Below are 21,411 nucleotides of genomic sequence, written 5' to 3' on the forward strand. Positions count from 1 at the left end.
CCGTTCCGGCTAGATTCATGAGTCGTCAGCGCCGTCGAAGGAAGGCACCATGACCGCCCCGCACTCGACCCTCCAGCTTCGTGGCATCACGAAGCGCTTCGGCGCGCTCACCGCCAACGATCACATCGACCTCGAGGTCAAGGCCGGCGAGATCCACTGCCTGCTCGGTGAGAACGGCGCAGGCAAGTCGACCCTCATGAACGTGCTCTACGGCCTCTACCAGGCCGACGAGGGCGAGATCCTGCTCGACGGCGCACCGCAGCGCTTCGCAGGACCCGGCGATGCCATGCACGCCGGCATCGGCATGGTGCACCAGCACTTCATGCTCATCCCCGTGTTCACCGTCGCCGAGAACGTGCTGCTCGGCCACGAGAAGGCGCTCGGCGGCCTCGCCGGCGCGAAGCAGAAGGTGCGCGAGATCTCGCAGCGCTTCGGCTTCCACGTCGACCCCGACGCGAAGATCGAGGACCTGCCCGTCGGCGTCCAGCAGCGCGTCGAGATCATCAAGGCGCTGTCGCAGGACGCGAAGGTGCTGGTCTTCGACGAGCCCACCGCCGTGCTGACGCCGCAGGAGACCGACGAGCTCATGGCGATCATGCAGCAGCTCCGCGACGAGGGCACCGCGATCGTCTTCATCACGCACAAGCTGCGCGAGGTGCGCGCGATCGCCGACCGCATCACCGTCATCCGCCTGGGCAAGGTGGTCGGCGAGGCGAGCCCCACGTCGACGAGCACCGAGCTCGCGTCGATGATGGTCGGCCGCCCGGTCGAGCTGACCGTGCAGAAGAGCCCGCCGGTGCTCACCGACAACCTGCTCACCGTCTCCGGCCTGACCGTGCTCGACGCGATCGGCCAGAAGGTCGTCAACGACGTCTCGTTCACGGTGCACGGCGGCGAGGTGCTCTGCATCGCCGGCGTCCAGGGCAACGGGCAGACCGAGCTCACAGAGGCCATCCTCGGCCTCCAGTCGCGGGCCAAGGGCTCGATCGACCTCAACGGCAACGAGCTGCTGGGCGACTCGGTGCGCGAGGTGCTCGACGCCGGTGTCGGCTTCGTGCCCGAGGACCGCAAGGTCGACGGGCTCGTCGGCGACTTCTCGATCGCCGAGAACCTCATGCTCGACCGCTACCGCGGCGCCCCGTTCATCAAGGCCGGCACGGTCGACCGGGGGTCGCGCGACGCGTTCGCCGACGAGAAGCTCGGTGCCTTCGACATCCGCGCGCAGGGGATCGACACGCACGTCGGCACCCTCTCGGGCGGCAACCAGCAGAAGGTCGTGCTCGCGCGCGAGCTCGGCCGGCCGCTCGCGCTCTTCGTCGCCTCGCAGCCCACTCGCGGCCTCGACGTCGGCTCGATCGAGTTCGTGCACAGCCAGATCATCGCGACGCGCGACGCCGGCATCCCGGTGATCGTCGTCTCGACCGAGCTCGACGAGGTCGTCGGGCTCGCCGACCGCATCGCGGTCATGTACCGGGGCGGCATCGTGGGCATCGTGCCCGCGGACACCAGCCGCGACACGCTCGGCCTCATGATGGCCGGCGAGCGCCCCGCCCACCTCGAAGGAGCCGCAGCGTGAACGAACGACCGCTCGACGGCGACGACCCGATCCAGCCCGACCCGCCGCAGCGCCCGGGCGGCTCGCCCGACTCCGGATCCGCGCCGGCCGTCGTCCACGCGCCCGAGGTCGCGGAGGTCGCGGCACCCGCGGCGGTCGTGCCGACCGACGACCGCACGGTCGAGGACGACGACCCCTGGGGCGGCGCCTTCCGCCGCATCATGGGGGGCAACCTCGTCATGGCGGTGCTCGCGATCCTCACCTCGCTCGTCGTCGGCGGCATCCTCATCGCCGCGACCGACGAGCGCGTGCAGGAGACGAGCGGCTACTTCTTCGCCCGCCCCGGCGACATGCTCGGCGCCGCCTGGGATGCCGTCTTCGGCGCGTACTCGGCGCTCTTCCAGGGCTCGATCCTCAACCTGTCGCGCGCCGACGCCGGCTTCGCGCAGCTCATCAAGCCGCTCACCGACACGCTGAACTTCGCCACCCCGCTCATCGCCGCGGGCCTCGGCGTCGCGCTCGCCTTCCGCGTCGGGCTGTTCAACATCGGCGGCCGCGGCCAGATGCTGTGGGCCGCCGCGGCGGCGGGCTGGGTCGGCTTCTCGTTCGAGCTGCCGCCCGTGCTCCACGTGCTCGTCGCGATCGCCGTCGGCATCGCCGCCGGCGCGATCTGGGGTGGCATCGCCGGTGCGCTCAAGGCGTTCACCGGCGCGCACGAGGTGATCGTCACGATCATGCTCAACTTCGTCGCGCTCTGGTTCATCACCTGGATGCTGCGCACCCCGGGCCTGCTGCAGAACCCGGGCAGCAACAACCCGATCTCCCCGCCCATGCCGCCGTCGGCGACGCTGCCATCGATGTTCGGCCCGCCGTTCACGCTGCACTGGGGCTTCGTGCTCTCGGTCGCCGCGGTGATCTTCTGCTCGTGGCTCATCAACCGCTCGAGCCTCGGCTTCCAGTTCCGCGCGGTCGGCTTCAACGCCAACGCCGCCCTCAACGCCGGCATGGACGTGCGGCGCATCACGGTGCTCGCGATGCTGTTCTCGGGCGGCTTCATGGGCCTCGCGGGCGCCCAGCAGGTGACGGGCGCGGTCACGACCGGCTTCACCTCCGGCATCGACGCGGGCATCGGCTTCGACGCGATCACGGTCGCGCTGCTCGGCGGCTCCACCCCGTGGGGCACGTTCTTCGCCGGTCTGCTCTTCGGCGCGTTCAAGGCGGGCGGCTTCCGCATGCAGGCCGCCGAGGGCGTGCCGATCGACATCATCCTCGTCGTGCAGTCGTTCATCGTGCTCTTCATCGCGGCCCCGCCGCTCGTGCGCGCGATGTTCGGCCTGCCGCAGCCCGGCAGGAAGTCGCGCCGCCAGCGCCGCGACGAGGCCGCGCTCGCCGCCGCGACCCAGACGAAGGGGGAGCAGGCGTGAGCACGCAGCAGCCCATCGACGCGCAGTCGCCTGCGCCCGTCCAGACGGTCGAGCTCGAGCGCGCCGTCGTCCGGCACTGGAAGGCGCCCGTCGCCTACGCCGTGCTCACCGTCGTCGCCGCGATCCTCATGATCGGGCTCGGCCGCGACGGCAGCGCGACGCTCCGGCTCGCCGACTCCGGCGACTTCATCGCGCTCCCGGATGCGGTGCTCCCGTCGCGCCCGACCGGCATCGTCATCGCGCTCGTGCTCGCGGCGCTCACCGCGTTCGCGTTCTGGGCCGCGGCCTCCGCGCGCCGCGTCGGCGCCTGGCTGCCGGTCGTCTTCGGCCTGCTGTTCGTCGTCGGCTTCCTCAGCTGGGCCGGCGCAGGGTCGATGATCCCGATCGCCGGCCTGCTGTTCGCGACCGTCGGCCTCTCGGTGCCGCTCATCTTCGGCGCCATGGGCGGTGTCATCTCCGAGCGCGCGGGCGTCGTGAACATCGCGATCGAGGCGCAGCTGCTCGGTGGCGCCTTCACCGGCGCGGTGGTCGCCTCCGCGACCGGCAGCACCATCGTCGGCGTGCTCGCCGCGATGCTCGCGAGCGTGCTCATCTCGATGGTGCTCGCGGTCTTCGCGATCCGGTACTTCGTCGAGCAGGTCATCGTCGGCGTCGTGCTCAACGTGCTCGTCGCCGGGCTCACGAACTTCTTCTACTCGTCGGTGCTCACCGACAACGAGGCGCTCAACTCGCCCGACCGCCTGCCGAAGCTCCCGATCCCGCTGCTCGAGGGCATCCCGCTGCTGGGACCCGCCCTCTTCAACCAGTCGATCATCGTCTACGCGATGTACATCGCCGTGCCGCTCATCGCGTGGGGCCTCTTCAAGACCACCTGGGGCCTCCGCCTGCGCGCGATCGGCGAGCACCCGATGGCTGCCGACACCGTCGGCATCAAGGTCAACCGGCTGCGCTTCTGGAACGTCTCGCTCGCCGGTGCGGTCGCGGGCCTCGGCGGCGCGTACTTCACGCTCGACTCGAACGGCTCGTTCACGCGCGAGATGACGGCGGGCCTCGGCTACATCGCGCTCGCCGCGGTGATCTTCGGCCAGTGGCACCCGATCAAGGCGACCGCGGCGGCGCTGCTGTTCGGCTTCGCATCGGCGCTGCAGCAGACGCTCGGCGCGATCGGCTCCCCGGTGCCGAGCGAGTTCATGCTCATGCTCCCGTACGTCGTCACGCTCCTCGCGGTCGCGGGCTTCATCGGCCAGTCGCGGGCGCCGGCGGCGAGCGGCAAGCCGTACATCAAGCAATAGGACGTGAGCATGCGCGACATCGACTGGCCGGCGCTGCACGGCGCCGCCGTTGGCGCGGCCGCGAAGGCCTACGCGCCCTACTCGGGCTTCCCGGTGGGCGCGGCGGCGCTCGTCGACGACGGCCGCCTCATCACCGGCGCGAACATCGAGAACGCCGCCTACGGCGTGACGCTGTGCGCGGAGTGCTCGCTCGTGAGCGAGCTCGTGATGGGCGGCGGCGGCCGGCTGGTGGCGTTCGCGTGCGTGAACGGCGCGGGCGAGCGGCTCATGCCGTGCGGCCGCTGCCGCCAGCTGCTGTCGGAGCACGCGGCGCCCGGCATGCTCCTCGACACCGTCAGCGGCATCCGCTCGATCGACCAGGTGCTCCCGGATGCGTTCGGCCCGCGGGAGCTCGACGACTACGCGGCGACCCGCGACGCCTGACCATCCGGCCCGGGCAGCACGGGCCTCCCGGCGCGGATGTGCTTGGGTCGAGGATGCAGGGACCACCACGAGAGCCCGACCGCGCGGTCGGGCGAGGCGAGGAGCAGCATGGCTGAGGCGTTCGACGTCGTCGACATCATCCGCACGAAGCGCGACCGGGGCAGCCTCGGCACGGCGCAGATCGACTGGCTCGTCGACGCCTACACGCGCGGCTACGTCGAGGACCCGCAGATGGCGGCGCTCGCGATGGCGATCCTGCTGAACGGCATGGACCGCCGCGAGATCCACGACCTGACGATGGCCATGATCGCCTCGGGCGAGCGGATGGACTTCTCGTCGCTCGACGCCCCCACCGTCGACAAGCACTCGACCGGCGGCGTCGGCGACAAGATCACGCTGCCGCTCATGCCGCTCGTCGCGGCCTTCGGCGCCGCCGTGCCGCAGCTGTCGGGGCGCGGCCTCGGCCACACCGGCGGCACGCTCGACAAGCTCGAGTCCATCCCCGGGTGGCGCGCCGACCTCTCGAACCAGCAGATGCTCGAGCAGCTGCGCACCGTCGGCGGCGTCATCTGCGCGGCCGGCGCCGGACTCGCGCCCGCCGACAAGCGGCTCTACGCGCTCCGCGACATCACCGGCACCGTCGAGGCCATCCCGCTCATCGCATCCTCGATCATGTCGAAGAAGATCGCGGAGGGCACCGGCGCGCTCGTGCTCGACGTGAAGTTCGGCTCCGGCGCGTTCATGCAGGAGTTCGAGCGCGCGCGCGAGCTCGCGCTCACGATGGTCGAGCTGGGCCGCGACGCGGGCGTCGAGACGCGTGCGCTGCTCACCGCGATGGACACGCCGCTCGGCCTCGCGATCGGCAACGCCAACGAGGTGCGGGAGTCGGTCGAGGTGCTCGCCGGCGGCGGCCCCGCCGACATCGTCGAGCTCACCGTCGCGCTCGCGCGCGAGATGCTCGACGCGGTGGGGCAGCCCGACGCCGACGTCGAGGCGGCGCTCGCCGACGGCCGCGCGATGGACGTCTGGCGGCGCTTCGTCGTCGCACAGGGCGGCGACCCGGATGCAGCGCTGCCGACCGCGAACGAGACGCACACGGTCGTCGCCGAGGCCGACGGCGTGCTCGCCCGCCAGGAGGCGCTGCCGTTCGGCATCGCCGCGTGGCGGCTCGGCGCCGGCCGCGCCCGCGCGAGCGACCCCGTCGTGCACGCTGCGGGCATCGACCTGCACGTGAAGCCGGGCGACGCGGTGCGGAAGGGCGACCCGCTCTGGACGATCTCGGCCGACGACGCCACCCGCATCCCGCGCGCGCTCGAGGCGCTCGAGGGCGCGTGGGAGCTCGCCGCGCCGGGCACCGAGGTGCCGGTCCCGCCGATCGTGCGCGAGCGGATCGGCGCCTGATCCCGTCGACATCCGCGGCAGGTACGATCGAGGTCCTGCAGGAACCGACGACGGGGACGAGATGAGCCGCTACGAGGTCGACGGCGTCGACATCCAGACGCTGCCAAAGGTCAGCCTCCACGACCACCTCGACGGCGGACTGCGACCGCAGACCATCCTCGAGCTGGCCGACGAGATCGGGCTCGAGCTGCCCGCGAGCGACGCCGCGTCGCTCGGCGCGTGGTTCGCCCAGCAGTCGAACTCCGGCTCGCTGCCCGAGTACCTGAAGACGTTCGACATCACGACCGCGGTGATGCAGACCGAGCACGGCCTGCACCGCGTCGCGAAGGAGTTCGTGCTCGACCTCGCCGAGGACGGCGTGATCTACGGCGAGATCCGCTGGGCGCCCGAGCAGCACCTGCAGCGCGGCCTGACGCTCGACGCGGCGGTCGAGGCGGTGCAGGCCGGCATCGAGGAGGCCATCGCGCTCGTGGCGACGCACGGCGGTCGCATCCGCGTCGGGCAGCTGGTCAGCGCGATGCGCCACCTCGACCGCGGCGACGAGATCGCTGAGCTCGCCCTGCGGCACCGCGATCGCGGCGCGGTCGGCTTCGACATCGCCGGCCCCGAGGCGGGCTTCCCCGCGTCGCGCATGCAGTCGGCCTTCGACATCCTCGCGCGCGCACACTTCCCGGCCACCGTCCACGCGGGCGAGGGCGATGGCATCGCGAGCATCGCCGACGCGCTGTTCTCGGGCCGCGCGCTGCGGCTGGGGCACGGCACCCGCATCGCGGAGGACATCCACGTCGAGGAGGAGACCGACGACGCGGTCGTCGTGCGCCTCGGCGAGGTCGCCGAGTGGGTGAAGGACCGGCAGATCGCCCTCGAGGTGAGCCCGTCCTCCAACCTGCAGACCGGCACGATCGCGCAGTGGGGCACCGCGCTCGAGGACCACCCGATCGACCTCCTGCACCAGCTGGGCTTCTGCGTCACCGTCAACGTCGACAACCGCCTGCAGTCGGGCACGACGCTCACGCGCGAGCTCGGGCTGCTGGTCGACGCCTTCGAGTGGGACCTCGACGACCTCGAGCAGGTGACGCAGAACGCCGCGGCGAGCGCGTTCTGCTCGTTCGAGGAGCGCGAGGAGCTGGCGGACGAGATCGCCGACGGGTTCGACGACCTGCGATGAGCCTGCCGCTCGACGAGGCCACCTTCTCGCCAGGGGTGCACGCCGACGACTGGCGCGCGGCCGTGCGCGCGGCGGGCGTCGACCTCGTGACGGCGAGCGCCGTGGGGCGGGCCTACGTCGAGGAGCTCGTGCAGCAGATCGAGTCGGCGGGGCCGTACTGCGTCGTCGCCCCGGGCGTCGCGGTGCCGCACGCCAAGGCGAGCGGCGTCGTGCGGCGCGATGCGCTCGCGATCGTGGTGCTCGACGAGCCGGTGGCGTTCGGCCACCCGCACAACGACCCGGTGCGCGTCGTCATCGGCCTCGCGGCGACGAGCGCGCGGCAGCACCTCCGGATGCTCGCCGAGCTCGCGAACGCGCTCGACGGATCCGGCGTCACCGACGCGCTCGCGGCCGCCACCACGCGCGACGAGGCGATCGCCGCCCTCCGCAGCTAGTCCTCGACGTCGCCGGTGGTCGTCCGACGCGCATGCGCGGCTCAGCGACCACAGGCGACGTCGAGCGTCAGGCCCCGAGGAGGGGGCGCACCGCCTCGGCGATCGCCGCGACGCGGGCGCGCGCCGCGCGCACGCGCTGGGCCGGTGCGCCCTCGGCCGACATCGCGTCGATGTAGACCTTGACCTTGGGCTCGGTGCCGCTCGGCCGCACCATCACGCGCGAGCCGTCGTCGAGGGTGAAGCGCAGGATGTCGCCGATCTCGCCGTGCTCGGGCAGCGACAGGTCGTCGGCGGCGAGCACCGCGGAGCCCGCGAGCTCGGCCGGCGGCGTCGCCCGCAGCGCGGCCATGGTCGCCGGGATGCGTGCGAGATCCGTCACGCGCACGCTCACCTGGCCCGACTCGAACGCGCCGAACTCACCGGCGAGCGCGAGCAGCTCCTCGGTGAGCGACGAGCCGCGCTCGTGCAGCTCTGCGGCGAGCGTGAGCACCCGCACGAGCGCCGAGACGCCGTCCTTGTCGCGCACGGTGCCCGGGTTCACGAGGTAGCCGAGCGCCTCCTCGAAGCCGAAGGTGAGGTCGGGCACGCGCGAGACCCACTTGAAGCCCGTGAGCGTCTGCACGAAGCGCAGCCCGTGCGCCTCGGCGATCGTGCCGAGGCCGGGGGAGGAGACGATGGATGCGGCGAGCACGCCGCGCCCGCGGGCCGCGCGAGCCGCGTCCCAGCCGAGCAGCAGGCCCACCTCGTTGCCCGTCAGCATCCGCCAGCCCGAGGGCGCAGCGGCGTCGGGCACGGCGACCGCGAGCCGGTCGGCGTCGGGGTCGTTCGCGAGGATGAGGTCGGCACCGCGCTCGGTCGCGAGCGCCATGGCGAGGTCGAGCGCGCCCGGCTCCTCGGGGTTCGGGAACGCGACGGTCGGGAATGCGCCGTCGGGCTCCGCCTGCTCGGGCACGACGATGACGGGCGGGAAGCCGGCCTCGGCGAGCACCGCCTCGACCGTCTCCAGGCCGACGCCGTGCAGCGGCGTGTAGACCACCGTGAGCGCGGATCCGGCGTCCTGGTCGGTCGGCAGGCCGATCGCGGCCGTCGCGGCGACGTACGCCTCCCACACGCCCTCGCCCGCGACCTCCGGCTCGCCGCGCGGGTAGTCGGCGACCGGCACGGCCGCCGCCTCGACGATCCGCTCGGCGATCTCGCCGTCGACGGGCGGCACGATCTGGCTGCCCTCGTCGGCGCCGCCGAGGTAGACCTTGTAGCCGTTGTCGGCGGGCGGGTTGTGGCTCGCGGTCACCATGACGCCCGCGCTCGCGCCCAGGTGGCGCACCGCGAACGCGGTCACCGGGGTCGGCAGCAGGCGCGGCAGCAGGATCGCCCGCACGCCCGCGCCGGCGAACACCTCGGCCGCGTCGCGGGCGAACTCCTCGGAGCCGCGGCGCCCGTCCCAGCCGATCACGATCGACGGGTGCGGCTCGCGGCCGACCAGGAAGGCGGCGAGCCCGGCCGACGCCTGCTGGACCACCACCCGGTTCATGCGGTTCGGGCCCGCGCCGATCGCGCCGCGCAGCCCGGCGGTGCCGAACTGCAGGCGGCCACGGAACGCATCCGTCACCGCGGCGACCGCGAGCTCGTCGCCGGCCTCGGCGGCCGCGATGGCGGCCTCGAGCTCGGCGCGCGTCTCGGGGTCGGGATCGTCGGCGGCCCAGGCGCGCGCGGCGTCGAGCACGTCGGGCGCGGTCATGCCTGCTGGCCGATCGCGGCGACGACGTCGGCGAGCAGGCGTCCGAGGCGGCCCTCCGCCTCCCTGCCCGCCTCGATGACCTCGGCGTGCGAGAGCGGTGTCGTCTGGATGCCCGCGGCGAGGTTGGTGATGAGGCTGAGCCCGAGCACCTCCATGCCGGCCTCCCGCGCCGCGATGGCCTCGAGCGCGGTCGACATGCCGCAGATGTGGCCGCCGATCGCCTTCGCCATCTGCACCTCGGCGGGGGTCTCGTAGTGCGGCCCGCGGAACTGCACGTAGACGCCCTCGTCGAGCGAGCCGTCGACCGATCGCGCGATGTCGCGCAGGCGCGGCGCGTACAGGTCGGTGAGGTCGACGAAGGTGGCGCCCTCGAGCGGGGAGTCGGCGGTGAGGTTGATGTGGTCGCTGATGAGCACGGGCTGGCCGGGCGTCCAGTGCGGCTTGATGCCGCCGGCGCCGTTCGTGAGCACCATGACGGATGCGCCGGCCGCGGCCGCGGTGCGCACCGAGTGCACGACCCGGCGCACGCCGTGGCCCTCGTAGTAGTGGGTGCGCGCGCCGATGACGAGGGCGCGGCGGCCGTCGTCGAGCAGGATCGAGCGCAGCGTGCCCACGTGCCCCTCGAGCGCGGGCTTCGAGAAGCCGGTGACGTCGGTCGCGGGGATGGTGTGCGTCGTCTCGCCGATGAGGTCGGCCGCCTTCGCCCAGCCCGAGCCGAGCGTGAGGGCGATGTCGTGCGACTCGACGCCGGTGATGCGGCGGATGTCGTCGGCGGCCTGCCGGGCGACGGCGCGCGGGTCGGCGCCGCCGTCGAGCGGGTGGATGTCGTGCTCGTGCGTCATGGCGCCCACTCTAGGCGCGCCGCCGCCACCGAGCGGTGAGCGGCACAGCGCGTGCCCGCGCCATGCATCCGGGCGCGCGAGGCGCGCCCCGGCGCTCGCGTAGGCTCGGCGACCATGGCCATCGGCGCGACCATCCACACCTTCGAGATCCAGCTCTCCGACGTCGACCGCGGCGTGTACGAGCAGCTGTCGCTCAAGGTCGCGCAGCACCCGTCCGAGACGCTCCCGTTCATGGTCACGCGCGTGCTCGCGCTCTGCCTCGAGCACGAGGAGGGCATCGCCTTCGGCGACGGGATCTCGGGCGGCGACGAGCCCGCGGTGGTCGCGCGCGACCTGACCGGCTCGCTCACCGCCTGGATCGAGGTCGGCGCTCCGGAGGCGGAGCGCATCCACCGCGGCAGCATGGCGGCCGATCGCGCCGTCGTGTACACGCACCGCGACCCGGAGCGCGTCGCGGGGCGGTGGTCGGGCAAGCGCATCCACCGCGCGGAGGACGTGCGGCTCGTCTCGTTCGACCCCGGCTTCATCGATGCGGTCGCCGACGCGGTGGCCCGGCGGACGACGATGTCGGTGTCCGTGACGGAGGGCACCCTCTACGTCGAGGTGAACGGCACGACGCTCTCCACCGCCGTCCACGAGCGCCGCGCGGGCTGAGCGCGGGCGCCCGATCGGACGGCGGCTCCGGATGCGGGATGATGGAGCGCGTGAGTGCATTCGAGCGCAAGCAGCGCGTGGTGATCATCGGCGGCGGACCCGGCGGCTATGAGGCGGCGCTCGCGGGCGCCCTGCTCGGCGCCGAGGTGACGCTCATCGAGCGGACGGGCGTGGGCGGCAGCGCGATCCTGACCGACGTCGTGCCCTCGAAGTCGCTCATCGCGACCGCGGAGTCGGCGGCGGCGATCCGCGACGCGAGCCAGCTCGGCGTGCAGTTCTCGGTGCGCGGCGCCTCCGGGCGGCCGCAGAAGCCCGAGGTCTCGGTCAACCTGCGCGCGGTGAACCGGCGGCTGCTGTCGCTCGCCGCGAAGCAGTCGCTCGACATGAAGGCCGACCTCGAGAAGGCCGGCGTCACGATCGTGCAGGGCGAGGGCCGCCTCGACGGCCCCGGCCGGGTCGTCGTGTCGACCGGCAAGCAGGGCGCCGACTTCGACGAGTTCGAGGCCGACACCATCGTCGTCTCGGTCGGCGCGCGCCCGCGCCAGCTGCCGAGCGCGATGCCCGACGGCGAGCGCATCTTCACCTGGACGCAGCTCTACAGCCTCGAGGAGGTGCCCGAGCACCTCATCGTCGTCGGCTCCGGCGTCACCGGCGCCGAGTTCGCGAGCGCCTACAGCCTCATCGGCGCAGAGGTCACGCTCGTCTCGAGCCGCGACCAGGTGCTGCCCGGCGAGGACGCCGACGCGGCGGGCGTCATCGAGGAGGTCTTCACGCGGCAGGGCATGCACGTGCTCTCGAAGTCGCGCGCCGAGAAGGTCGAGCGCACCGAGACGGGCGTCGTCGTGACGCTCACCGACGGCCGCACGGTCGAGGGCTCGCACTGCCTCATGGCGGTCGGCTCGATCCCGAACACCGCGGGCATCGGCCTCGAGGAGGCGGGCATCGAGCTCTCCGACTCCGGCACGATCCTCGTGAACCGCGTCGCGCGCACGAACCTGCCCAACGTCTACGCGGTCGGCGACTGCGCCGACGCGCTGCCGCTCGCATCCGTCGCCTCGATGCAGGGGCGCACGGCGATGTTCCACGCGCTCGGCGACGCCGTGGACCCGATCTCGATGCGCACGGTCGCGTCGAACATCTTCACCCAGCCCGAGATCGCCACGGTCGGCTGGTCGCAGCGCGAGATCGAGGAGGGCATCGCGCAGGGCGAGGTGTACCGCATCGACCTCGCGACGAACGCGCGGGCCAAGATGATGGGCGTCGAGGACGGCTTCGTGAAGCTCTTCGCCCGCACCGGCTCCGGCACGGTCATCGGCGGGGTCATCGTGGCGCCGAAGGCCTCGGAGCTCATCTTCCCCGTCACGATGGCGCTCGAGCACCGGCTCACGGTCGACCAGCTCGCGCGCGTCTTCCCGGTCTTCCCGTCGCTCACCGGCTCGATCTCCGATGCCGCGAGGGCGATGCACCGCGTCGAGCCCTGACCCGCGGACGCGTTCCGGTCGGGATGTCGAATCCCGGCGGCCGCGTGCGTCTCCCATGCGAGACTGCCGACACGCGCAGTCCGTGACGGAGAGGACGCGGCCATGGCCGACCAGTACATGTTCATGATCGTCGAGCCCGACTGGGACTCGGATGCCTACGGCGACCAGCCGGGGCAGATCGCGGTCGAGTTCCCCGAGTTCGAGGTGTTCGAGCGCCGGGTCGAGGAGCTGGGCGCGCGGATCGTCGGCGGCAACGCGCTGCAGCACCGCAAGCACGGCGGCACGGTGCGCCCCGGCGCCGAGGGCCGCGAGCTCGAGGACGCGGTGTGGACCGACGGCGCGAGCATCGAGAGCGACGAGGTCATCACGGGCTTCTACCTGATCGAGGCCGACGACGTCGAGATCGCGAAGCAGCTCGCCGTGATGGTGCCGACCGGCGGCCACATCGAGTGGCGGCGGGTCTTCGACTTCGGCTGAGCCAAGCCCGACGGAAGCCGGTGTCGCAGCGTGCCACGATGGGCCCGTGCGCCCGGCCGACGATGCCTTCACGGCCGCATGGCCGAGCGTCGTGCGGCAGCTCGCCGCGCACGCCAGATCGATCGACGAGGGCGAGGAGCTCGCGGCGGAGGCGTTCGCCCGCGCCGTCGCGCACCCCGACGAGATCGACGACCTCGTCGCCTGGTGCACGACGGTCGGGCGGCGCCTGCACCTCGACCGGGTGCGCCGGGGCGCCGTGCGCGACCGCGCCCTGCCCGACCTCGCGCGGCGGGCCGAGGCGCGGGTGCCCGGCGGGACGGGCGTCGACGATCGGCTCGCGCTGCTGCACGTCGCGTGCGATCCGGCGCTCGGCTTCGGCAGCCGGCTCGTGCTGGCGCTGCGCCTCGTCTGCGGGCTCGACACGGCCCGGATCGCGTGGCACCTCGGCATCGACCCTCGCGCGGCATCCGCTCGGCTCACGCGCGCGAAGCGCGGCCTCGCGGAGGCGGCGGGTGCGTTCCGCGTGCCCGATCGCCTGGAGCGGCGGGCCCGGCTGCCGGCGGTGCTCGAGTGCGTCGCCGCCGTCCATGCCGTCGGCCAGCGGGACGCGCTGCAGCCCGACACCGCGGCGGACGACCTGGGCCGCGGCGCGCTGACGCTCGCGACCGCCGCGTCGCTCGACCAGCCCGACGACGCGGAGGCGCGGGCGCTCGTCGCGGTCGTGCTGCTGGCGCTCGCGCGTCGGCCCGGCCGCTTCGACGACGAGGGCGTCGCGCTGCCGCTCGACGAGGTCGACCGCACGCGCTGGGACCGGCGGCTCGCGCTCGCCGGCCTCGAGCGCGCGGCCGCGACGGCGGGGACCGGCGGGCGCTTCGCGCTCGAGGCGTCGATCGCCGCGCTGCACGTCGCGGCGCCGACGGCGGCCGCGACCGACTGGACGGCGATCGCCGGGCTCCACGAGCGGCTCGTCGCGCTGCGGCCCAGCCCCGCGGCGCGGGTCGCGGCAGCGGTCGCGCGCGGCAGGCTCGCGCTCCGCGACGGCGGCGACCTCGACGAGGTCGCCGCGGCGCTCGCCCGGCTCGAGCACGAGGGCGCCGAGGCGTCGCGCCGCGACGCGTCGCTCGCGCTCGCCGACCTCGCGTGGCAGCGGGGCGAGCGCGCCGAGGCCGCCGCGCGCTACGCGACGCTCGCGGACGCCCTGCCGGCGCCGCTCGCGGCCTTCGCGCGCCGTCGTGCGGCGCTGGCCTAGCCCGCGTCGGGCGTGATCGCGACGAGCAGGTGGCCGGACGGCACCGTCTTGCCGACCGGCGCGTCGATCGCGCTGATGACGCCGTCGATGGGGGAGGAGAGCGGCTGCTCCATCTTCATCGCCTCGAGCACGACGAGCAGGTCGCCGGCCACGACGCGGTCGCCCGCGGCGACCGCGGCCTTCACGACGGTCGCCTGCATCGGCGAGACGATCGAGCCCGACCCGGCACCGCCGGCGAGCGCGGCTCGCGTGCGGCGCGGCGCGGGGCCCTTCGCGTCCTTCGTGTCGGAGAACAGCTGCTTCGGCATCGAGACCGCGATGCGCTTGCCGTCGGCCTCGACGACCACCGTCCGCCGCGGCTCGGGCCCGCCGAGCTCGCCCGGCTCGCCGCCCCACGCCGGGATGTCGTTCTCGAACTCGGTCTCGATCCACGAGGTGTAGATCGAGAAGGCTGCGCCGTCGGCGGGCGCGAACGCGGGGTGGTCGACGATGCGTCGGTGGAAGGGCAGCACGGTCGGCAGCCCCTCGACCTCGAACTCGGCGAGCGCGCGGCGCGAGCGCTCGAGCGCCTCGGCGCGGTCCCGGCCGGTGACGATGAGCTTCGCGAGCATCGAGTCGAAGTTGCCGCCGATGACATCGCCCGCGACGACGCCCGAGTCGATGCGGATGCCGGGGCCGGTCGGGGCGCGGAAGATGCGCACCGGGCCGGGCTGGGGCATGAAGCCGCTGCCGGCATCCTCGCCGTTGATGCGGAACTCGATCGAGTGCCCGCGCACCTCCGGGTCGTCGTAGCCGAGCGCCTCGCCCTCGGCGATGCGGAACTGCTCGCGCACGAGGTCGATGCCCGTGACCTCCTCGGAGACCGGGTGCTCGACCTGCAGGCGGGTGTTCACCTCGAGGAACGAGATCGTGCCGTCGGCGCCGATGAGGAACTCGCAGGTGCCGGCGCCCACGTACGACGCGGCGCGCAGGATCTCCTTCGACGCGCGCCGCAGCTCCGCATCCTGCGCGGCCGAGATGAACGGCGCGGGCGCCTCCTCGACGAGCTTCTGGTGGCGGCGCTGCAGCGAGCAGTCGCGGGTCGACACGACGACGACGGTGCCGTGCGCGTCGGCGAGGCACTGCGTCTCGACGTGCCGCGGCTTGTCGAGGTACTTCTCGACGAAGCACTCGCCGCGGCCGAACGCGGCCACGGCCTCGCGGGTCGCGGAGTCGAACTGCTGCGCGACCTCCTCGCGCGTGCGGGCGACCTTCAGGCCGCGACCGCCGCCGCCGAAGGCCGCCTTGATCGCGACCGGGAGGCCGTGCTGGTCGACGAACTCGAGCACCTCGTCGGCGCCCGAGACCGGGTTGATCGTGCCCGGTGCGAGCGGGGCGCCGACCGACTCCGCGATGCGGCGCGCCGAGACCTTGTCGCCCAGCTGCTCGATCGCGGTCGGGCTCGGGCCGATCCAGATGAGACCGGCGTCGATGCACGCGCGGGCGAAGTCGGCGTTCTCCGCCAGGAAGCCGTAGCCGGGGTGCACGGCGTCCGCGCCGGAGCGGCGCGCGACCGAGAGGATCTTGTCGATCACCAGGTAGCTCTCGGCGCTCGTCGAGCCCGTCAGCGAGTAGGCCTCGTCGGCGAGGTGCACGTGCTGCGCATCGCGGTCGGGCTCGGCGTAGACCGCGACCGAGCCGATGCCCGCGTCGCGCGCGGCGCGGATGATGCGGACGGCGATCTCGCCGCGGTTGGCGATGAGGACCTTGGTGATGCGGGGCATGGTCACTCAGCCTAGGCGGCGATGCATGACGGATGCGTGCACACCGCACACAGGAATGCCCGGTTCGCTTGCGGTTTCCCACAGCCGCGGACCGATCGAGGTCGCTCCCTGTGCGCGGCGGGACGCCGCACCTAGCATGGACCCGTGGACCCCGTGGTGCTCGCGCTCGTCGCCGAGTGGTGGTGGATCGCACCGGCAGGCGCAGGTGCGGGCGCGCTCGGCGTGGTCGGTGTGCGGCGCGGCAGGCCCGCCGGCCGCCGGCTCGAGCTGCTCGCGGCCGTGCGCGACGCGCGGCAGGCGCACGATGCGGTCACCCGCTCGCGCGCGGACCTCAAGGTCGCGCGCGCCGAGCTGCTGCGCACGCAGGCCGAGCAGGCCGCCGCGCGCGTCGGGCTCACTGCGGTGCTCGAGGCCAAGCGACGCGTGCAGGCGGCCGAGCGCGGGGTGAAGGTCGCGGTCGCGGAGCTCAAGGCTCGGCGGGCGTCGGTGCAGGCGGCGCGCGCGACCCTGCCCGCGAGCCGCGCACCGCTCGAGGCCATGCCGCTCGCGCGGCTGCGCGCCGAGCACGACCGCCTCACCGCGCGCTGGATCGCCTACGAGACCGACCCCGCGAAGGCGATCGACTACCCGGCGATGAGCGACGCGAGGTCCCCGGCGCTGCAGGAGTTCCTGCGCGAGCAGCGGCTCGCGCTCGAGCTGCGGCCCGCGAGCGTCGACGCCCGCATGGCGCCCGGCGACTTCGCGACCTACCGCGACGCGGTGCGGCGCGCGACGCACGCGTTCGAGGCGGCCGAGCACGCCGCGCGGCGCGGTGCCGGCGACTGGCAGCCGAGCATCGGGGACCGCACCGATTGGGCGACGCTCGCGCAGGAGCTGCTGGGCAGGGCGCAGCACGAGATCGCCCGCTCGGCCGAGGCGTGGCAGCGGGGCGACCGGGGCCGCAGGCGGCCCCCGGAGGGGTGACCCGGCGACACGCCGCGTCGTGTACCCCTGGTGAGTGAGCACTCACTCAACTAGCATCGTCGCGTGACCCCGATCCCACGCCTCAGCGGCGACGACCGCCGCGCGCAGATCATCGAGGCGGTGACGCCCGCCGTGCTCGAGCACGGGCTCGCGATCACCACGCGCCAGCTCGCCGACGCGGCCGGCGTCGCCGAGGGCACCCTCTTCAAGGCGTTCGGCGACAAGGAGTCGCTGCTGCTCGCGCTCGCCGAGCACCACCTCTCGATCGACGAGTCCGGAGAGGCCGGCGTGCTCGGCCTCGACTCGCTCGAGGAGGTCGTGGCATGGACCCTGCGCGTCCTCGTCGACCGGATGGGCTTCATCTTCCGGCTCATCATGGTGCTCGGGCCGATCGGGCAGCGCGCGGCCGGCGCGGCGCGGGCCGACTTCGAGTCGTCGAAGCACCGGCTGGCGGAGCGCTTCGTGCCCTTCCGCGACGACCTGCGCGTGCCGCCGGTGGTGGCGGCGGAGGTGGTGCGCACGCTCGCGTGGGCGGCCGCCTCGAACTGGGGCGAGCAGGACGCCGTGTCATCGGTCGATGACATCCTGCAGGTGCTCCTGCACGGCATCGCCCGCACCGATGCCGGACCGGCCGATCCCGCCGGTCATCCCTCCGCCGCAGTCGCGGCATCCGCTCCCGAGGCCCAGAAGGTCTGACCATGCTCTGGAAGCTCATCGTCCGCTACGTCAAGCCCTCGTGGCCTGCGCTCCTCCTCGTCGTGCTGTTCCAGTTCGCGCAGTCGGTGCTGTCGCTCATGCTGCCCACCATCAACGCCGACATCATCGACGAGGGCGTGCTGCGGGGCGACACCGACACCATCTGGCGGCTCGGCTTCCTCATGCTCGGGCTGAGCCTCGGCCAGGTGGCCGCCAACATCCTGGCGATCCTCTTCGGCGCGCGCCTCGCGATGCGCGCCGGCCGCGACCTGCGCGCCGACATCTTCGGCAAGGTCGGCGACTTCAGCGAGCAGGACGTGCAGCGCTTCGGCGCCGCGAGCCTCATCACCCGCAACACGAACGACGTGCAGCAGGTGCAGATGCTCATCCTCATGTCGTGCACGATGCTGCTGTCGGCGCCGATGCTCGCGATCGGCGGCGTCATCATGGCGGTGCGCGCCGACGCGACGCTGTCGTGGCTCATCGCCGTCGCCGTGCCGCTCATGCTGCTCGTGCTCGGCTTCCTGGTGTCGCGGCTCGTGCCGATCTTCCGTCAGCTGCAGGAGCGCATCGACCGCATCAACAAGGTGCTGCGCGAGCAGCTCACCGGCATCCGCGTCATCCGCGCCTTCGTGCAGGAGCGGCGCGAGCGGGCGCGGTTCGCGGTCGCGAACGACGGCGTCACCGACGCGATGCTGCGCACCGGCAACCTGTTCGTGCTGATGTTCCCGATCATCATGCTCATCGTCGAGGTCTCGAGCGTGTCGGTGCTGTGGTTCGGCGCCGGCCTCGTCGACTCGGGCGAGCTCGAGATCGGCACGATGATGGCCTTCCTGCAGTACCTCATGCAGATCCTCATGGGCGTGCTCATGGCGACCTTCATGACGATCATGATCCCGAGGGCCGCGGTCTCCGCGAAGCGCATCGGCGAGGTGCTCGACACCGAGCCGTCGATCGCGCGCGTCGCGGTGGGCGACCGGATGCCGACGCCCGGCACGGTCGAGCTGCGCGACGTGCACTTCCACTACCCGGGCGCCGACACCCCGGTGCTCGACGGCGTCTCGCTGGCCGCGGCGCCGGGCGAGACGGTCGCGATCATCGGCTCGACCGGCTCGGGCAAGACGACGCTCGTGAACCTCATCCCGCGGCTCTTCGACGCGACCGGCGGGCAGGTGCTCGTCGGCGGCGCCGACGTGAAGGACGTCGACGCCGAGACGCTCTGGCGCGGCATCGCGATCGTGCCGCAGCGGCCCTACCTCTTCGCCGGCACGGTCGCGTCGAACCTCCGCTACGGCAACGAGGACGCGACCGACGAGCAGCTCTGGCGCGCGCTCGAGATCGCGCAGGCCGCGGGCTTCGTGCAGCAGATGGACCGGCAGCTCGAGTCGCGCATCTCGCAGGGCGGCACGAACGTCTCTGGCGGGCAGCGGCAGCGCCTCTCGATCGCGCGAGCGCTCGTCGCCGAGCCCGACGTGCTCGTCTTCGACGACTCGTTCTCGGCGCTCGACCTCACGACGGATGCGCGGCTGCGGGCGGCGCTGCGCGAGGCCGTCGGCTCGACCACGCAGATCGTGGTCGCCCAGCGCGTGTCGACGATCGTCGACGCCGACCGCATCGTGGTGCTCGAGGCCGGCCGGGTGGTCGGCACGGGCACGCACGAGGAGCTGCTCGAGCGCAGCGACACCTACCGCGAGATCGTCGAATCGCAGATGGCAGTGGAGGCCTGAGATGGCACGCGAGAAGCTGACCAGGGAGCAGCGCCTCGAGGCGCGCAGGGCGCGCTCGGCGAAGCCCGAGCCCGAGCTCACCGAGGAGGAGCGGATCGAGGCCGAGCAGGCCGAGGCCGCTCGCCTGGGCGCCGGGGACTGGGAGCCGCCACCCGGCAAGGCCAAGTCGTTCGGCGCATCCGCCAAGCGGCTGCTCGGCCTCATGCACCCCTACCGCTGGCTGCTGGCGCTCGTCTTCGCGCTCGGCGCGATCGGCGTCGTGCTCGTCGTGCTCGGGCCGAAGATCCTCGGCCAGGCGACGAACATCATCGTGCAGGGGCTGGTGCAGCGGAACCTGCCGGCCGGCGCGACGCAGGAGCAGGTCGTCGCGGGCCTCCGCCAGAGCGGCCAGGACGAGTTCGCCAACATGATCGAGCGCATGGAGGGGCTGAACCCCGGCCAGGGCATCGACTTCGACGCCCTCGGCGGCATCCTGCTCGTCGTGCTCGCGATCTACCTCGTGGGCGCCGTCTTCCAGTGGCTGCAGGGCTACGTCGTCAACCGCGTCGTGCAGCGCACGGTGCAGGGCCTGCGCCGCGACGTCGAGGAGAAGATCCACCGGCTGCCGCTGTCGTACTACGACCGCACGCAGCGCGGCGAGCTGCTCTCGCGCGTCACGAACGACCTCGACAACGTCGGCCAGACGCTCTCGCAGACGATGTCGCAGATCGTCACCGGCCTGCTGACCGTCGTCGGCGTGCTCGTCATGATGCTGACGATCAACGTCTGGCTCGCGCTCGTCGCGCTCATCGCGGTGCCGCTCACGGGCGTCATCCTGGGCGCCGTCATGGGCCCGGCGCAGGGACTCTTCAAGGAGCAGTGGCGCCGCACCGGCCGCGTCAACGCGATCGTCGAGGAGGCCTTCACCGGCCACGCCCTCGTCAAGGTCTTCGGACGCGAGGAGGCCGTGCGCGCGCGCTTCGCGACCGAGAACGACGGCGTCTACCAGGCGTCGTTCAAGGCGCAGTTCCTCTCCGGCCTCGTCTTCCCGCTCATGACCTTCGTCGGCAACATCGGCTACGTCCTCGTCGCCGTCGCCGGCGGCCTCTTCGTGGCTGCGGGGCAGATCCTGGTCGGCGACGTGCAGGCGTTCATCCAGTACTCGCAGCAGTTCTCGCAGAACCTGGGCCAGATCGGCCAGACCGTGACGATGGTGCAGTCGGGCGTCGCGAGCGCCGAGCGAGTCTTCGAGCTGCTCGACGCCGACGAGGAGGAGTCCGACGCGGATGGCACGACCGCCGCGGCGAGCTCCGGCCGCGTCACCTTCGAGCACGTGCGCTTCGCGTACTCGCCCGAGAAGCCGCTCATCGACGACCTCTCGCTCGAGGTGGAGCCCGGGCAGACCGTCGCGATCGTCGGGCCGACCGGCGCGGGCAAGACGACGCTCGTGAACCTGCTCATGCGCTTCTACGAGATCGACGGCGGCCGCATCACGCTCGACGGCGTCGACACCGCGACGATGACGCGGGATGCGCTGCGGTCGCAGACCGGCATGGTGCTGCAGGACACCTGGCTCTTCGGCGGCACGATCCGCGAGAACATCGCCTACGGCCGGCCGGACGCGACCGAGGCGGAGATCCTCGAGGCGGCGCAGGCGACGTACGTCGACCGCTTCGTGCACGCCCTGCCCGACGGCTACGACACCGTGATCGACGAGGACGCGTCGAACCTGTCCGCGGGCGAGAAGCAGCTCGTCACGATCGCGCGGGCGTTCCTCGCCCAGCCGAGCGTGCTCATCCTCGACGAGGCGACGTCGTCGGTCGACACCCGCACCGAGCTGCTGCTGCAGCACGCGATGGCGGCGCTCCGCACCGACCGCACGTCGTTCGTGATCGCCCACCGGCTGTCGACCATCCGCGACGCCGACCTCATCCTCGTGATGGAGCAGGGCCGCATCGTCGAGCAGGGCTCGCACGAGCAGCTCGTCGCCGAGCGCGGCGCCTACTGGCGGCTGCTCAACGCGCAGTTCGAGCAGGCGGCGGTCGACATGGAGCTCGACGCGTCGCTCGCCGACCGCACCGGCAGCATCGCCACGCAGCAGTCCACGTAGCGGTCGAAGGTCTGCGTCCGAGTCGTCCTGCACTC

The 21,411-nt window shown here is 72.9% G+C and carries 18 protein-coding genes; 15 read left to right on the forward strand and 3 right to left on the reverse strand.

The annotated features are described in order from the left end of the window. The first annotated feature begins 49 nt into the window (after window positions 1–49). The 7 genes from ABIB37_RS08095 to ABIB37_RS08125 all read left to right on the forward strand — a co-directional run bounded on the left by ABIB37_RS08095 (window position 50) and on the right by ABIB37_RS08125 (window position 7,697). Window positions 50–1,576 (forward strand): ABC transporter ATP-binding protein, encoded by a 1,527-nt coding sequence (locus ABIB37_RS08095; RefSeq protein WP_354258994.1) that lies wholly within the window; start codon window positions 50–52, stop codon window positions 1,574–1,576. Beyond that, complete coding sequence (locus ABIB37_RS08100) at window positions 1,573–2,979, forward strand: ABC transporter permease (protein WP_354258997.1); 1,407 nt, start codon at window positions 1,573–1,575, stop codon at window positions 2,977–2,979. Before ABIB37_RS08095 ends, ABIB37_RS08100 begins: the two co-directional genes overlap by 4 nt. Continuing rightward, window positions 2,976–4,271, forward strand: coding sequence for an ABC transporter permease (locus ABIB37_RS08105; RefSeq protein ID WP_354258999.1), 1,296 nt, complete (start codon window positions 2,976–2,978; stop codon window positions 4,269–4,271). The genes ABIB37_RS08100 and ABIB37_RS08105 overlap by 4 nt, the downstream gene beginning before the upstream one ends. Before the next feature lie 9 nt (window positions 4,272–4,280). Further along, window positions 4,281–4,694: a cytidine deaminase gene (locus ABIB37_RS08110; protein ID WP_354259002.1), complete on the forward strand. Its 414-nt coding sequence runs from the start codon at window positions 4,281–4,283 to the stop codon at window positions 4,692–4,694. A gap of 108 nt (window positions 4,695–4,802) precedes the next feature. Then, window positions 4,803–6,095: a thymidine phosphorylase gene (locus ABIB37_RS08115; protein ID WP_354259005.1), complete on the forward strand. Its 1,293-nt coding sequence runs from the start codon at window positions 4,803–4,805 to the stop codon at window positions 6,093–6,095. A gap of 61 nt (window positions 6,096–6,156) precedes the next feature. Beyond that, on the forward strand, window positions 6,157–7,263 hold the full coding sequence (locus ABIB37_RS08120) for an adenosine deaminase (protein ID WP_123696097.1): 1,107 nt from the start codon (window positions 6,157–6,159) through the stop codon (window positions 7,261–7,263). Beyond that, a complete protein-coding gene (locus ABIB37_RS08125; RefSeq protein WP_354259008.1) occupies window positions 7,260–7,697 on the forward strand; it encodes a PTS sugar transporter subunit IIA in 438 nt (145 codons plus the stop codon). Before ABIB37_RS08120 ends, ABIB37_RS08125 begins: the two co-directional genes overlap by 4 nt. A 67-nt stretch (window positions 7,698–7,764) precedes the next feature. On the opposite strand, the gene ABIB37_RS08130 is transcribed toward ABIB37_RS08125, so the two are convergent. Both ABIB37_RS08130 and ABIB37_RS08135 read right to left on the reverse strand, forming a co-directional pair. Beyond that, complete coding sequence (locus ABIB37_RS08130; RefSeq protein ID WP_354259011.1) at window positions 7,765–9,435, reverse strand: phospho-sugar mutase; 1,671 nt, start codon at window positions 9,433–9,435, stop codon at window positions 7,765–7,767. After that, window positions 9,432–10,277, reverse strand: coding sequence for a purine-nucleoside phosphorylase (locus ABIB37_RS08135; RefSeq protein WP_354259013.1), 846 nt, complete (start codon window positions 10,275–10,277; stop codon window positions 9,432–9,434). The genes ABIB37_RS08130 and ABIB37_RS08135 overlap by 4 nt, the downstream gene beginning before the upstream one ends. A 114-nt stretch (window positions 10,278–10,391) precedes the next feature. Here ABIB37_RS08135 and ABIB37_RS08140 point away from each other — a divergent pair, with 114 nt between their 5' ends. From ABIB37_RS08140 to ABIB37_RS08155, 4 genes are all read left to right on the forward strand, one after another. Further along, on the forward strand, window positions 10,392–10,931 hold the full coding sequence (locus tag ABIB37_RS08140) for a YaeQ family protein (protein WP_354259016.1): 540 nt from the start codon (window positions 10,392–10,394) through the stop codon (window positions 10,929–10,931). Between the two features lie 41 nt (window positions 10,932–10,972). Further along, complete coding sequence (locus ABIB37_RS08145; protein ID WP_354261573.1) at window positions 10,973–12,412, forward strand: NAD(P)H-quinone dehydrogenase; 1,440 nt, start codon at window positions 10,973–10,975, stop codon at window positions 12,410–12,412. Window positions 12,413–12,514: 102 nt separating this feature from the next. Beyond that, the gene (locus tag ABIB37_RS08150) at window positions 12,515–12,889 is read left to right on the forward strand and encodes a YciI family protein (protein ID WP_354259019.1); all 375 of its coding nucleotides are present in this window, start codon (window positions 12,515–12,517) and stop codon (window positions 12,887–12,889) included. A 46-nt stretch (window positions 12,890–12,935) separates the two neighbouring features. Next, window positions 12,936–14,138, forward strand: coding sequence for a DUF6596 domain-containing protein (locus ABIB37_RS08155; RefSeq protein ID WP_354259020.1), 1,203 nt, complete (start codon window positions 12,936–12,938; stop codon window positions 14,136–14,138). Here ABIB37_RS08155 and ABIB37_RS08160 read toward each other — a convergent pair. After that, window positions 14,135–15,901 (reverse strand): acetyl/propionyl/methylcrotonyl-CoA carboxylase subunit alpha, encoded by a 1,767-nt coding sequence (locus tag ABIB37_RS08160; RefSeq protein WP_354259022.1) that lies wholly within the window; start codon window positions 15,899–15,901, stop codon window positions 14,135–14,137. The two genes, ABIB37_RS08155 and ABIB37_RS08160, sit on opposite strands and share 4 nt — an antisense overlap. Window positions 15,902–16,045: 144 nt before the next feature. Between ABIB37_RS08160 and ABIB37_RS08165 the strand changes: the two genes are divergently transcribed. The 4 genes from ABIB37_RS08165 (at window position 16,046) to ABIB37_RS08180 (ending at window position 21,376) form a co-directional block, all read left to right on the forward strand. Further along, window positions 16,046–16,864 carry a hypothetical protein gene (locus ABIB37_RS08165; protein WP_354259025.1) on the forward strand — a complete coding sequence of 273 codons (819 nt, stop codon included), beginning with the start codon at window positions 16,046–16,048 and terminating at the stop codon, window positions 16,862–16,864. A 63-nt stretch (window positions 16,865–16,927) separates the two neighbouring features. Then, window positions 16,928–17,560 (forward strand): TetR/AcrR family transcriptional regulator, encoded by a 633-nt coding sequence (locus ABIB37_RS08170; RefSeq protein ID WP_354259027.1) that lies wholly within the window; start codon window positions 16,928–16,930, stop codon window positions 17,558–17,560. Window positions 17,561–17,562: 2 nt separating this feature from the next. After that, window positions 17,563–19,287, forward strand: coding sequence for an ABC transporter ATP-binding protein (locus tag ABIB37_RS08175; protein ID WP_354259030.1), 1,725 nt, complete (start codon window positions 17,563–17,565; stop codon window positions 19,285–19,287). 1 nt (window position 19,288) lies between these two features. Beyond that, window positions 19,289–21,376, forward strand: a complete 2,088-nt coding sequence (locus ABIB37_RS08180) for an ABC transporter ATP-binding protein (RefSeq protein WP_354259032.1) — start codon at window positions 19,289–19,291, stop codon at window positions 21,374–21,376. The last annotated feature ends 35 nt before the right edge of the window (window positions 21,377–21,411 follow it).

Source organism: Agrococcus sp. UYP10, assembly GCF_040547205.1.
In the GTDB taxonomy this organism is placed as follows: domain Bacteria; phylum Actinomycetota; class Actinomycetes; order Actinomycetales; family Microbacteriaceae; genus Agrococcus; species Agrococcus jenensis.

Excerpts from the sequence above, each read along its gene's own strand:
- ABIB37_RS08095 (WP_354258994.1), top strand. The coding sequence starts at position 50 with ATGACCGCCCCGCACTCGACCCTCCAGCTTCGTGGCATCACGAAGCGC.
- ABIB37_RS08110 (WP_354259002.1), top strand. The coding sequence starts at position 4,281 with ATGCGCGACATCGACTGGCCGGCGCTGCACGGCGCCGCCGTTGGCGCG.
- ABIB37_RS08115 (WP_354259005.1), top strand. The coding sequence starts at position 4,803 with ATGGCTGAGGCGTTCGACGTCGTCGACATCATCCGCACGAAGCGCGAC.
- ABIB37_RS08120 (WP_123696097.1), top strand. The coding sequence starts at position 6,157 with ATGAGCCGCTACGAGGTCGACGGCGTCGACATCCAGACGCTGCCAAAG.
- ABIB37_RS08125 (WP_354259008.1), top strand. The coding sequence starts at position 7,260 with ATGAGCCTGCCGCTCGACGAGGCCACCTTCTCGCCAGGGGTGCACGCC.
- ABIB37_RS08130 (WP_354259011.1), bottom strand. The coding sequence starts at position 9,435 with ATGACCGCGCCCGACGTGCTCGACGCCGCGCGCGCCTGGGCCGCCGAC.
- ABIB37_RS08135 (WP_354259013.1), bottom strand. The coding sequence starts at position 10,277 with ATGACGCACGAGCACGACATCCACCCGCTCGACGGCGGCGCCGACCCG.
- ABIB37_RS08140 (WP_354259016.1), top strand. The coding sequence starts at position 10,392 with ATGGCCATCGGCGCGACCATCCACACCTTCGAGATCCAGCTCTCCGAC.
- ABIB37_RS08145 (WP_354261573.1), top strand. The coding sequence starts at position 10,973 with ATGGAGCGCGTGAGTGCATTCGAGCGCAAGCAGCGCGTGGTGATCATC.
- ABIB37_RS08150 (WP_354259019.1), top strand. The coding sequence starts at position 12,515 with ATGGCCGACCAGTACATGTTCATGATCGTCGAGCCCGACTGGGACTCG.
- ABIB37_RS08160 (WP_354259022.1), bottom strand. The coding sequence starts at position 15,901 with ATGCCCCGCATCACCAAGGTCCTCATCGCCAACCGCGGCGAGATCGCC.
- ABIB37_RS08175 (WP_354259030.1), top strand. The coding sequence starts at position 17,563 with ATGCTCTGGAAGCTCATCGTCCGCTACGTCAAGCCCTCGTGGCCTGCG.
- ABIB37_RS08180 (WP_354259032.1), top strand. The coding sequence starts at position 19,289 with ATGGCACGCGAGAAGCTGACCAGGGAGCAGCGCCTCGAGGCGCGCAGG.